This window comes from Fontimonas sp. FW305-C-3, from assembly GCF_058783185.1.
The window spans coordinates 566,906-579,834 of record NZ_JBYSYK010000001.1 but is presented as its reverse complement, the minus strand read 5'-3'; the positions used below and the strand labels follow the sequence as shown (position 1 = coordinate 579,834).

Here is a 12,929-nt window from a genome sequence, read left to right as displayed (position 1 = left end):
ATCTCATGAGCTTTGAATATTCCCAGAAGACCCTCGACCTGATGAAGCGCCTGAACGCCTTCATGGACGAGCACATCTATCCGAACGAGGCGCGCTTCCTCGCCGAAGTCGCCGAGGGCGACCGCTGGCAGCCGACGCAGATCATCGAGACGATGAAAGCCAAGGCCAAGGAAGCCGGCCTATGGAATCTGTTCCTGCCGGAGTCCGAGCACGGCGCCGGACTGACCAACCTCGAGTACGCGCCGCTGTGCGAGATCATGGGCCGCGTGCTGTGGGCGCCGGAAGTGTTCAACTGCTCGGCGCCGGACACCGGCAACATGGAAGTGTTCGCACGCTATGGCACGCCCGCGCAGCAGGAGCAATGGCTCAAGCCGCTGCTCGCCGGCGAGATCCGCTCGGCGTTCGCGATGACCGAGCCGGAAGTCGCCTCCAGCGACGCGACGAACATCTCGTGCAGGATCGAACGCGATGGCGACGAGTACGTCATCAACGGCCGCAAGTGGTGGACCTCCGGCGCCAACGATCCGCGCTGCAAGATCTTCATCGTCATGGGCAAGTCGGACCCGAACAACCCGAGCCGGCACAGCCAGCAGTCGATGATTCTCGTGCCGCGAGATACCCAGGGCGTCAACATCCTGCGCCACCTGCCGGTCTTCGGTTACGACGACGCGCCGCATGGTCATGCCGAAATCGTTTTCGACAACGTCCGCGTGCCGGCGACGAACATGCTGCTCGGCGAAGGCCGCGGCTTCGAGATTGCGCAGGGCCGCCTGGGACCGGGTCGCATTCACCACTGCATGCGCCTGATCGGTCTCGCCGAACGTGCGCTGGAGAAGATGTGCAAGCGCTCGCTGCAGCGCGTCGCGTTCGGCAAGCCGGTCGCGGCGCAGACGGTGACGCTGGAGCGCATCGCCGAGTCGCGCATCATGATCGACTCCGCGCGCCTGCTGACGCTGCAGGCCGCGTACATGATGGATACGGTCGGCAACAAGATTGCGGCCAAGCAGATCGCGATGATCAAGGTCGCCGCGCCGACGATGGCCTGCCAGGTCATCGACTGGGCGATGCAGGTCCACGGCGCCGGCGGCATGACCGACGACTTCGGCCTGTCGTATGCCTACGCGCAGGCGCGCACCTTGCGCCTCGCCGACGGCCCGGACGAAGTGCATCGCAACGCGATCGGCAAGCTGGAACTCGCGCGCTACGTGTCGAAAGACGCGATGGCGGCGTACAGCAGCAGCCGCAAGGCCTGAAGCACTCACCGTCCGCCATGCTCGCGTTTGCGCTCGACAGCCTGCTCAATCGCCGCTTCGGTGCGGATGAGACGTCCGGCTGGCCGATGGGCACGCAGATGCTGGCGACGCGCCATGGCCGTATTCGCGTCTTCGACAGCGGCGGCCAGGGGTCGGCGGTCGTGATGGTGCCGGATGGACCGAATGTGATCGAGCATCATCTGCCGGTCATCGAGGCGCTGCGCGCACACGCGCGGGTGATCTGCTTCGACCTGCCGGGCTTTGGCCAGTCGCAGCCGGCCGCGGCCTATCGGCATCGCCTGCAGGACGGCGCGGCGACGGTCATTGCAGTCATGGACGCCCTGCAGGTCCGCGAGGCGGCCCTGCACTTCAGCTGCTCGAACGGCTTGTACGCGATCGCAACCGCGAAGCTTGCGCCGCAACGCATCCGCCGCCTACTGTTGTGCCAGACGCCGTCGATGCAGGCCATGCGCGAATGGATTCCACGCAATGTGCCGAAGCCGCTGCAGATTCCTGTCGTCGGCCAGCTGCTGATGCGCGGCGCGCGGCGCAAGTTCGCCAAGGTCTGGTACGACATCGCCTTGCCGGAGCCGGCGACGCGGCCGAAGTTTCTGCACACGGCGGATCATTCGCTGACGCACGGCGGCTGCTTCTGCCTCGCCAGCGTTGTGCAGGGGCTCTCCGGCGCGCAGGAATCGGAACTCAGCGGCGTGAAGCAGCCGGTGACGATGCTGTGGGGAGATCGCGATCGCAGCCATCGCCGCACCCGCGCCGACTCCCTGCTCGATCTGCTGCCGCAGGCCGACATCATCCATTTTCCCGAGTGCGGCCATTTCCCCGACCTCGAACAGCCGCAGCGCTATGTCGACATCGCGCTCGCCACACTCAATGCCTGAGGACTTTCCATGAGCCACGCCAATCCGCAGTTCCGTCTCGCCTCGCGCCCGCAGGGCATGGTCAGCGCCGCCAACTTCGAGTATGTCGAGGAGAACATCGGCGAACCGGCCGACGGCCAGTTCCTCGTCGAGATCGCCTACATCTCGCTCGACCCGGCGATGCGCGGCTGGATGAACGATGCGAAGTCGTACATCCCGCCGGTAGCTATCGGCGAAGTGATGCGCGCCGGCGCAGTCGGCAAGGTCATCGCATCGAAGCATCCGAAGTACAGCGTCGGCGATCACGTCGTCGGCACGTTCGGCGTGCAGAAGTACGCGCTGTCCGACGGCAAGGGCACGAACAAGGTCGATCCGAAGCTCGCGCCGCTGCCGGTGTATCTCGGCACGCTCGGCATGCCGGGCATGACCGCGTACTTCGGCCTGCTCGAAGTCGGTCAGGCGAAGAGCGGCGAGACGGTCGTCGTCTCCGGCGCGGCTGGCGCGGTCGGCCAGGTTGCCGGCCAGGTCGCGAAGATCAAGGGCTGCCGTGTCGTCGGTATCGCCGGCGGTGCCGACAAGTGTCGCTATGTCGTCGACGAACTCGGCTTCGATGCCTGCATCGATTACAAGAACGAGAACGTCAAGGAAGCGCTCAAGCGCCACTGCCCGAAAGGCGTCGATGTGTATTTCGACAACGTTGGCGGCGAGATTCTCGACGACGTGCTGACGCGCCTGGCGATGCACGCACGCATCGTGATCTGCGGCGCGATCTCGCAGTACAACAGCACCGCGGTCAAAGGCCCGGCGAACTACCTGTCGCTGCTCGTGCATCGCGCCAGCATGAAGGGCATGGTCGTGTTCGACTGGGCCGCGCGCTACGGCGAAGCGGCGCAGGAGATGGGCGGCTGGCTCGCCGCCGGCAAGATGAAGACGCGCGAGGACATCGCGACCGGCCTCGAGAACTTCCCCGACACCCTCCTCAAGCTGTTCCGCGGCGAGAACACCGGCAAGCTGGTGCTGAAAATCTGACGCGTCTGTCAGAAAATGCCGCCCGTCCGTCGGGCAAGTTACCGATTGGTTGTTTTCTGTTGCACACTGCGTCCAGCCGCCGCTGGTGCCTCGTCACGCGTTCCGTTCCCCCTCCTTGAGTCGGAAGCGCACACCAGCCTGCACAAGAATGAGTTGGACCAAGGCGCCGGGCACACGGCGCTCAAACGTGCGAGAAAAAGGAGACAGCAATGAGAGCTTTGCTCAGGAAATCCCTGTGGCTGAGTGCCGGGGGTGCGCTTGCCTGCGCGCCACTGGCAGCGACAGCCCTTCCCTTCAATCTGTGGGGCATCGACGGCCGACTCGATACCGTCGTGTCGCTCGGTGCGACGTTCCGCATGCAGGACGCCGATCCCGGACTGATCGGTATCGCCAACGGCGGCACCTCGCGGTCGGTCAACGATGACGACGGCAATCTCGGCTTCGGCAAGGGCGATGTCGTCGCCGCCGTCGCCAAGGCGACGCACGATCTGGAAATGACCTGGGGCGATTTCGGCGTGTTCGCACGCGCCAGTTATTTCTACGATCAGGCTGCGGCCGATGCCTCCAAGCGCGAGTCGCGCCTGAATCCGGCCGGACTTGCAACGCGCAATCGCGGCAGGAACGAGTACGAGCTCGGCGAGCGCGGACGCGACCGTCTCGAGTCTGAAGTCGATCTGCTCGACCTGTTCGCCTACGGTCGCTTCGATCTCGGCGGCCGCGCACTGGCCGTGCGCTACGGCCGTCAGGTCGTCAGCTGGGGCGAGAGCACCTTCATCCAGAACGGCATCAACTCGATCAATCCGATCGATGTCGCGCGCATCCGCGCACCGGGCGCCGAACTCAAGGAAGCGCTGCTGCCCACGCCGCTGCTGTGGACCTCGTTCCAGATCGCCGACGGCGTCAGCCTCGAAGCGGTGTGGATGACGGGTTATGAAGAAACCCGCATCGATCCGCGCGGCAGCTTCTTCTCGACCAACGACTTCGTCTCCGACGACGGCGACAAGGCGATCGTCAGCTTCGGTCGTCGCCGCGACGACAATCGCACGATCGATCCGGCCAATGCGCCGGGTTCGGTGATGGCCTGGGTGCCGCGCGAAGCCTCGCCGGGCACCGAAGACTCGACGCGTCAGTTCGGCGTCACCTTGCGCTACTTCGCCGAAGCACTGAACGATACCGAGTTCGGCCTGTACTACCTGAGCTATCACAGCCGCACGCCGCTGGTGTCCGCATACCGCGGCGCTTCGACGAGCCCGGCCAATGTCGGCACGACAAACATCTGCTCGGCAGACCCGGCGGCAAGCGGTTGCCGCGCGAGCTTCTTCGCCGAGTTCCCGTCGAACATCGATCTGTATGGCCTGAGCTTCAACACCGACGGCCCCTGGGGCGTGGCGCTGCAGGGCGAGTATTCGTACCGGCCGAACCAGCCGGTGCAGATCTCCGGCACTGAAGTGCTGCTCGCTTCGCTCGGCGTGCCGACCGCGAGCCTCGCACCGGCGCCGCTCGCGCCTGGCGCGTATGTGCAGGGCTATCGCGATGTCGAGATGCACCAGCTGCAGATGACCGGCACCAAGGCCTTCGGACCGACGCTGGGCGCACAGCAGCTCGCGGTCGTCGGCGAGGTCGGTTACAACTACTTCAACCTGCCGGACGGCATCCTGTTCAACGGCCCCGGCGCGGGTCTACCCTCGTGCACGATGGCACCGCAGGTGCTCGCCGCTGTCTCCAACGGCTCCTGCCAGCAGAACGTCGGCGGCGGCTTCGCGACGAGCAGCTCCTGGGGCTATCGCCTCGTCAGCCGCCTCGATTACGAGAACGTGATCGGCCCGGTCAGCATGTCGCCGCGTCTGGTGTTCGCGCACGACGTCAACGGCGTCGGTCCGAACTTCAATCAGGACACGAAGGCGGTCACGGTCGGCGTTGCGTTCAACTACCTGCAGGCTTGGCAGGCCGACATCGGTTACACGACGTTCTTCGGCGGCCGCGATTACTCGGGCACCGATCCGGTGCCGCCGGGCGCGGTGCTTGATCCGGGCGATCCAAACGCCACGCCGCCGCGCGCACCGACGATCGCACCGGGAGACAGCACGCAGTCCGCGAGCTTCTCGACCAGCGCCAATCCGAACCGCGACCGCGATTTCCTCGCAGTCAGTGTTTCGTACGCATTCTGATGGCCGTTGATAAGGAGATCGACATGACCATGAAAAAAATACTCGGCGGCCTGTCCCTCGCAGGCTGCATGCTGCTCACCCCCACGCTGGGCTGGTCCGCGGATGCGCTGACCCCGATCGGTGCGGAGTCCGGCGCCAACAAGGCCGGCACGATTCCGGCGTGGACTGGCGGCATCAAGGACATTCCCGCCGGCTTCAAGCCGGGCGGCAACTACCCGGATCCCTTCGCCAGCGACAAGCCGTTGTTCACGATCGACGCCAGCAACGCCGAGAAGTACAAGGCCAACCTGAGCCCGGGTCAGATGGCGCTGCTCGCGCGCTATCCGAGCTGGAAGATGCAGGTCTATCCGTCGCGGCGTTCGGCGGCCTATCCGCAGAACATCTACGACGAGACCAAGGCCAACCCCGGCCGCGTCAAGCTCGCCGAGGGCGGCAACGGTTTCAGCGGTACGACCGCGGGCATTCCGTTTCCGCAACCCAAGAGCGGCGTCGAGGCGATCTGGAATCACCTGACGACGTACAAGGGCGATACCTACGCGACGTCCTGGGGCCAGGCGGCAGTCACCGCGAGCGGCGACTACAACCTGGTGCGCTTCGACTACGAGTACGACTTCGTCTACGGCAACCAGAAGCGCACGGCGGCGGAACGCGATCCGGACCTGCTGTTCTATTTCCTGCAGACCATCAAGGACCCGCCGCGTCTGTCGGGCTCGATCCTGCTCGTGCACGAATACGCCGATCAGGTGAAGAACCCGCGCAAGGCCTGGACCTACAGCCCCGGCCAGCGTCGTGTCCGCCTCGCACCGAACGTCGCCTACGACAATCCGGGCACGGCATCCGACGCGCTGCGCACCAACGACGACTTCCTGATGTACAACGGCGCGACCGACCGCTACGACTGGAAGCTGGTCGGCAAGCAGGAGCTGTACGTTCCGTACAACGCGTATCGCATCAGCGGCTCGGATCTCAAGGTCAAGGACGTGCTGCGTCCGCGCCACGTCAATCCCGAGCATGCCCGCTACGAGCTGCATCGCGTGTGGGTCGTCGAGGCGACGCTGAAGCAGGGCACCTCGCACCTGTACAAGCGCCGCACGATGTACCTCGACGAAGACAGCTGGCTGATCCACGTGCAGGACAAGTACGACAACCGCGACCAGCTGTGGCGCGTCGACGAAATGCACACGACGCAGTTCTACGACGTGCCGTTCCTCGGCGTCGCGCTGGAGGTCAAGCATGACCTGCAGTCCGGCCGTTACCTGGCAATGCAGATCCGCAACGAGGAAAGCCGCATCTACGAACCGATCAAGCGCACGCCGGCCGACTTCACGCCGGATTCCCTGCGCTCGAAAGGTACGCGCTAAGGCTGTAGCAGCACCCGACCGGTCCCGGCTTGCCGCCGGGGCCGGTTTTTTGTGCGTGCTATAAAGCAGTCGACTACAGCGGCCCAGCCGCGGGACAACGAGGAGAACGTGGATGTCGCAGCCCATCGTGCCGGCGCGCGCCGCACTGGCGTACCCGTGGTTTGTCGTTGCGATCCTGATGATCGCCTACGTGTTCTCGTTCATCGACCGGCAGATTCTCAATTTGCTGGTCGGGCCAATCCGCCGCGATCTCGGCATCAGCGACACGCAGATGAGCCTGCTGATGGGTTTCTCGTTCGCGATCTTCTACACCATCCTCGGCATTCCGCTCGGCCGCCTCGCCGACAGCCGCAGCCGGCGCGGCCTGATCGCCGCCGGCGTCGTCATCTGGAGCGTGATGACCGCGCTGTGCGGCGTCGCCAAGCATTACTGGCAGCTGTTCCTGTTCCGCATCGGCGTCGGCATCGGTGAAGCGGCGCTGTCGCCGGCCGCGTACTCGATGATCGCCGACTACTTTCCGCCAGCGCGCCGCGCGACGGCGATGAGCGTGTACTCGATGGGCATCTTCATCGGCTCCGGCCTCGCGTTCCTGCTCGGCGGCCTGGTGATTCACGCGGTATCGACTCAGGAACTCGTCACGCTGCCGCTGATCGGCGAGACCCGTCCCTGGCAGCTCGTGTTCCTGATTCTCGGCGCCGCCGGCGTGCTGTTCAGCCTGGTCTTCCTGCTCGTCCGCGAACCGCCACGGCAGGGCGTGCCCGCCGGCCAGACCAGCGTGCCGTTCCGCGACGTGCGCGCCTATCTGTGGCTGAACCGGCGCACCGTGCTCAACCACAACCTCGGCTTTGCAATGCTGGCGTTCTGCTCCTACGGAACCTCGTCCTGGATCCCGACCTTCTTCATCCGCACGCACAGCTGGAGTGCCGGCGATGTCGGCGTCATCTACGGCACGCTGGTCATGATCTTCGGTTCGGCCGGCATCATCGCCGGCGGCCGGCTCGCCGATTGGTGGGTCAGGCGCGGCCAAGCCGATGGCGCGCTGCGTGTCGGCATCGTCGCCTCCTGCGTGTGTGCCGTCAGCGGTGTGATCTACCTGCTGATGCCCAGCGGCGCGCTCGCCGCCGCGACGATGGTGCCGGCGATCTTCGCGCTCGGCATGCCGTTCGGCGCCGCACCGGCCGCGCTGCAGGAGATCGTGCCGAACCGCATGCGCGGCCAGACGACGGCGGTGTACCTGTTCATCGTCAACCTGCTCGGACTCGGCGTCGGCCCGACCGCCGTCGCGCTCGTCACCGATTACGTCTTCGCCGACGACCATGCGCTGCGCTGGTCGATCCTGATCGTCGGCAGCTTCGCGAATCTGGCGGCGATCGGCTTCCTGCTGGCCGGCATGAAGCCCTATCGCGAAACCCACGCGCGCCTGCACGCGCCGGGCTGAGGGCACGTCAGCGGCGGCGGAACGACCAGCGGTCGCGCAGGCGCAGCGCCGGACCTTCGATCAGCGCGAACATGAGCCTGGCGTACAGCATCGACAGCAGCAGCGCGACGACGCCGGTGACGAGCACCACATCGTTGGCCTGTGCAACCGCGGGATCGCGACCGAACCAGACCGGCACGAGCGGTCGCACGCACCAGTAGATCGCGTAGTGGCACAGGTACAGGCCGTAGGAGTAGCGGCCGAACCAGGCGAGCGCGCTGCCGCTGAGCGCTGACTTCAGGGACACCGGCAGGCTGCCGGTGTGGATCGCGAACAGCAGCCAGCCGAACGCCGCCGTTGCGGCCGGGATCGCCCATAGCAAAGTCAGCTTCGACATCAGGCTGGCGCCGGTCACCAGCATGACCAGCATGCCCGCGATGCCGGCATAGCCGCCGAGCCTGAACCAGCGCCGCCAGTGCAGCGCATCCGCTGGTGTCAGCGTCGCGATGAACGCGCCCAGCGCCAGCCCTTCCAGGCGGCCGACGCTGGAGACGTAGATCGCGGTCCAGGGCGCGTGCATGACGGCGAGCAGGAACTTGAAGCCGACGCTGCCGACGATCAGCAGCACGCAGATGCGGCGCAGCTGCGCGACCGGTGCGAACGCGATGATCAGCGGCCAGACCATGTAGAACTGCTCTTCGATGGCCACCGACCACAGATGGTGGATGCCCGGCCAGTCGTAGTTGGAGACATTCAGCGCCATGCCCCAGTTCTGCATGTAGAGCAGAAACCAGGGCCACTGTTCGATGGCTTTTCCGGAAGCCGTTTCCGGATGTAGCAGCGGCACGAACAGAAAGATCATCAGCAGCGTGAAGTAGTACGCCGGGAAGATGCGCAGCGCGCGCCGCCAGTAGAAGCGCCGGAAGAAGTCCGAGCGTTCGCGGTCGGCGATCAGGATGCCGGTGATCAGATATCCGGACAGCACGAAGAACAGGTCGACGCCCAGCCAGCCGAGCCCGGCAATGCGGTTGTAGAGAATCGCCGCAGTCGAATCCGGCGTCAGATAGAAGCAGTGCCAGAGCAGGACCGTGAGGATCGCCACTCCGCGCACACCGTCCAGCTCAGGCACTCGCGACTGCTGCATACGATGATCTCTGTGGATGCCGGCGACGGACTCAGTGCACGATCCGATAGCAAGGCACGTAGGCCTTGCCCGGCAACTTCATCCGGTGGCTGACGACGAAGGCGGCGAGCAGCTCGTCCATCCGCGCCAGGATTTCGGCATCGCCACGCAACTCGAACGGCCCGTGCGCCTCGACGGCACGCACGCCATCGGCCTTGACGTTGCCGGCAACGACCCCGGAAAACGCGCGGCGCAGGTTGGCGGCCAGCAGGTGGGCGGGCTGGTTCTTGTGCAGATCGAGCGATGCCATGTTGGCGTGCGTCGGCGCAAACGGCACCTGGAACTCGCGGTCGATCTTGAGCAGCCAGTTGAAGTAGTACGCATCGTTGCGTTCGGCACGGAAGGCTTTCACCCGGCCGATACCGTCGAGCATCGTGCGCGCGACTTTCTCCGGATCGCCGACGATGATCTGGTAATGCTTCTGCGCCGCCGCGCCTAGTGTCGCGCCAATGAAGGCGTCGACCTGCTCGAAGTACGATCGTGCCGATTCCGGGCCGGTGAAGATCAGCGGCAGCGGGATCTCGGCGTTGTCCGGATGCATCAGGATGCCGAGCAGATAGAGAATCTCCTCCGTGGTGCCGACACCGCCCGGCAGCACGATGATGCCGTGCGCGAGGCGCACGAAGGTTTCAAGGCGCTTCTCGATGTCCGGCAGGATCACCAGCGCGTTGACGATGGCGTTCGGCGACTCCGCGGCGATGATGCCGGGCTCGGTGATGCCCAGATAACGGCCGCCGCTGACGCGCTGCTTGGCGTGCGCGATCGTCGCGCCCTTCATCGGGCCCTTCATCGCCCCCGGCCCGCAGCCGGTGCCGATATCCATGCCGCGCAGGCCGAGCTGATAGCCGACCTCCTTGCTGTAGTCATACTCGTCGCGCGAGATCGAATGACCGCCCCAGCAGACCACCAGGCGCGGCGGCAGGTTCGGCTGCAGCATGTTGGCGTTGCGCAGGATGTGAAACAGCGCGTCGGTGACGCCCTTGCTGGTGTTGAGATCGAAGATGTCGTTGTCGGCGATCTCGTCGTGGATGTAGAGGATGTCGCGCAGCACCGCGAACAGATGCTCGCGCAGGCCGTTGATCATCACGCCATCGACGAAGGCCGACGACGGCGCGTTGCGCACATGCAGCTTGATGCCGCGCTCTTCCTGCTCGATGCGGATCTCGAAATCCGGATAGCGCTCGAGCAACTGCTGGCCGTCGTCGACGGTGCTGCCGCTGTTGAGTACCGCGAGTGCGCAATTGCGAAACAGCTGGTAAAGACCGCCGTGGCTGGCGTCGAGCAGCTTGCTGACCTCGGCGCGCGACAGCACCGCGAGGCTGCCTTCCGGGAAAAGCTCCGCATGAACCAGGGAATCCGTCATTGATCGTTGTTTTTAGTAGAGGGCACGAGTATTGCCCGATAGCAGTTTAGACAAGGGACATTGCAGTGCATGCAGGCGTAGACTGCAATCCCCCCTGATCGAATGACCCTGTGCGCATGAATGACCTGCAAGAGACCCTGGCGGAACTGGTTGGCGAAGGTGCGGCGATCCGTGCCGTGGTCGCGGCGCTGATCCAGCTTTCGCCGGACGGGCAGAAGCTGGCCGGCCTGATCAAGCACTACGACATCACGACCGCCGAGGTGCTGAAGAAAGTGGCGGCGCAGAAACCCGACTTCGGCCAGACCGCGATCTCCGCGTACAACGAGGTGCTGAACGGTCTGACTTCGCAGATCTCGCTGTAGCGCCGCCAGCGCGGCTTTCACGACGCGCGGCGGCGCAGCTTTGCGCCGACGCGCGCAAGGGCAACGTCGGCGAGCCAGCCCCAACGCATCGGCAGCAGCGCAAGCAGGCGATTCCATGCCGTATCGCCCTGCAAGGGGGCCGACGGCCAAGGTGTCTGCCGTCGGTGCGCCCAGTACAAGGTCCTGGACGGATGATTGCAGCGCCGATGCCAGGGCTTGTACGGGCCGATGAAATGCACGACGGCAGGCCGCGCGCGCGCATCGGCAAGCTGCCCTGCGTCGACCGGCAGATCGGCAGCCCGCAGATCGAACACCGTGTTCTGGACGTTGTAGCGCAAGGGCAGCGCCGTCCAACGCCCGGCGAACTCGCGGTTGAGGATGTTCTGATCCGGCCAGGTCTCGGTGGCGGCGCTGCGCTGGGCTTCGGCCAGCACGCGGGCATCCAGTTGATCCTGTCGCCAGCGATTCAGGTCCATCAGCAGCACGCCGGAATTGAAGTACTGCGCCGCCGACTGCACCCCCAGCCGTGCGAGAAACGCCAGGCTCATCGACGGATACAGCGGATTGACCACCGCACCGAGGGCATTGCCTTTCAGGTCGGTGCGCCACACCTCGCCGAGGGCATCGAGCACCAGTGCGTCGGCATCGAGATACAGCACGCGCTCGCTGGCCGGCAGCAGACGCGGCAGAAAGATGCGGAACCAGGCCGCCCTGCCGAAGCGTTCGTTGTCCGGGATTTCCGCGGCCCACCCGGCCGGAATGCGATGACAGGTCCACAGGCCCTGCGCGCCGGTCACGATGGCTTTCAGCGCGTCCTCGCTCGCCGCATCGACCGATGCGTCGCAGAGAAAATGCACACTGACCGTCTCGCCGTGGTCGATCGCGACCAGCGAATGCAGCATCGTCGCGACGTGCGGCACGAAGGCGGCGTCCGATGCGCAGGCGATCTGGATCGTCATGCCCAGCGCCTCTTCCAGGCGCCAACGAGGCGCACGCGGATGCCGAGGATGGGATACAGCATCTGCGCCGGCAGCCAAGTCAGCCACCACAGCGGCGCCCTGGGCCGGGGCGGCAGCTCGGGCCAGGGCGTACGGCGGCGCAATTCAAAGTAGCGCTGCCGATAGGGATTCTTGCAGTAAGCGCCCCAGGGTTTGACGATGTGCGGCCCTTCGAAGTGGACGATCGCAGGCGATGTCGTCGCCTCGCGCAGCGCATCGCGCGTGAAGTAGTCGCGCCGGTTGGGCATGAACCACATGCCATTCTGCGCGTTGTAGCGCTCCGGCAAGGTCCGCCACGCATCGCGCAGCACGTGGTTCAGTGCATCCTGATCCGGCCACTTGAGCTGGCCGGCGCGCGAGCGGCCGAACTCCAGCAGGGCATCGGTCACGCGATGCTTGCGCCAGTAGTCGAGATTGATCAGCAGGACACCGCTGTTGAAGTAGGCATCGACCGGGACGCCGATGCCGAGCGGGTAATCGCGCGCGCCGGCCGGCAGGATGTTGCGCACGGCGCCGACGCCGACGCCGTCGAGGTCCGTCGCCCACAGCGCCGAGAGGTCGTCGACGACGAGCGTGTCGCAGTCGATGTACAGCACCCGCGAGCGATCCGGCAACAATGCCGGCAGCAGCGCACGCAGCCACATCGTGATCGTCACTTCGGTCAGCCGCGGCAGGCCTTCGACCGCATCCGCCTGCACTGCATGCCGGGTCAAGGTCGCGCCTTGCGCGGCGACCAGTCCCTGCAGTTTGTCCAGCGCTTCGGCATCCACCGAAGCCGGATGCAGAAGATGGATGTCCGCGTCCGGATGATGTTCCAGCAGCGACAGCAGCGTCGTTGCGCAATGCGGCAGGTATTCGCGATCCGCGGCGCAGGCGACGACGAGGCGCGCCGCGTCAGCTGACTCGCCGCCTGCGCTCAT

At 65.5% G+C, this 12,929-nt stretch carries 11 protein-coding genes; 7 read left to right on the top strand and 4 right to left on the bottom strand.

Annotation, left to right across the window (positions count from 1 at the left end):
- Positions 1-5 precede the first annotated feature (5 nt).
- The 6 genes from AC3WUF_RS02620 to AC3WUF_RS02595 all read left to right on the top strand — a co-directional run bounded on the left by AC3WUF_RS02620 (position 6) and on the right by AC3WUF_RS02595 (position 8,124).
- Positions 6-1,253: an acyl-CoA dehydrogenase family protein gene (locus AC3WUF_RS02620; protein ID WP_492422129.1), complete on the top strand. Its 1,248-nt coding sequence runs from the start codon at positions 6-8 to the stop codon at positions 1,251-1,253.
- Between the two features lie 17 nt (positions 1,254-1,270).
- Complete coding sequence (locus AC3WUF_RS02615; protein ID WP_492422127.1) at positions 1,271-2,149, top strand: alpha/beta fold hydrolase; 879 nt, start codon at positions 1,271-1,273, stop codon at positions 2,147-2,149.
- A 9-nt stretch (positions 2,150-2,158) separates the two neighbouring features.
- Entirely contained in the window at positions 2,159-3,157 is a 999-nt protein-coding gene (locus tag AC3WUF_RS02610; RefSeq protein WP_492422125.1) for an NADP-dependent oxidoreductase, read from the top strand.
- A 209-nt stretch (positions 3,158-3,366) separates the two neighbouring features.
- Entirely contained in the window at positions 3,367-5,325 is a 1,959-nt protein-coding gene (locus AC3WUF_RS02605) for a DUF1302 domain-containing protein (RefSeq protein WP_492422123.1), read from the top strand.
- A gap of 23 nt (positions 5,326-5,348) precedes the next feature.
- On the top strand, positions 5,349-6,686 hold the full coding sequence (locus tag AC3WUF_RS02600; protein ID WP_492422121.1) for a DUF1329 domain-containing protein: 1,338 nt from the start codon (positions 5,349-5,351) through the stop codon (positions 6,684-6,686).
- Between the two features lie 112 nt (positions 6,687-6,798).
- Positions 6,799-8,124 (top strand): spinster family MFS transporter, encoded by a 1,326-nt coding sequence (locus AC3WUF_RS02595; RefSeq protein WP_492422119.1) that lies wholly within the window; start codon positions 6,799-6,801, stop codon positions 8,122-8,124.
- Positions 8,125-8,131: 7 nt separating this feature from the next.
- Here AC3WUF_RS02595 and AC3WUF_RS02590 read toward each other — a convergent pair whose 3' ends face one another.
- Positions 8,132-9,247, bottom strand: coding sequence for an acyltransferase family protein (locus AC3WUF_RS02590; protein WP_492422117.1), 1,116 nt, complete (start codon positions 9,245-9,247; stop codon positions 8,132-8,134).
- Positions 9,248-9,278: 31 nt separating this feature from the next.
- Positions 9,279-10,649, bottom strand: a complete 1,371-nt coding sequence (gene ppnN / locus AC3WUF_RS02585; RefSeq protein ID WP_492422115.1) for a nucleotide 5'-monophosphate nucleosidase PpnN — start codon at positions 10,647-10,649, stop codon at positions 9,279-9,281.
- 116 nt (positions 10,650-10,765) lie between these two features.
- Here ppnN and AC3WUF_RS02580 point away from each other — a divergent pair, with 116 nt between their 5' ends.
- Positions 10,766-11,011, top strand: coding sequence for a hypothetical protein (locus AC3WUF_RS02580; protein ID WP_492422113.1), 246 nt, complete (start codon positions 10,766-10,768; stop codon positions 11,009-11,011).
- 17 nt (positions 11,012-11,028) lie between these two features.
- Here the strand turns inward: AC3WUF_RS02580 and AC3WUF_RS02575 are convergent, their stop codons facing one another.
- A complete protein-coding gene (locus AC3WUF_RS02575; RefSeq protein ID WP_492422111.1) occupies positions 11,029-11,970 on the bottom strand; it encodes a glycosyltransferase family 8 protein in 942 nt (313 codons plus the stop codon).
- Entirely contained in the window at positions 11,967-12,929 is a 963-nt protein-coding gene (locus AC3WUF_RS02570; protein ID WP_492422109.1) for a glycosyltransferase family 8 protein, read from the bottom strand. The genes AC3WUF_RS02575 and AC3WUF_RS02570 overlap by 4 nt, the downstream gene beginning before the upstream one ends.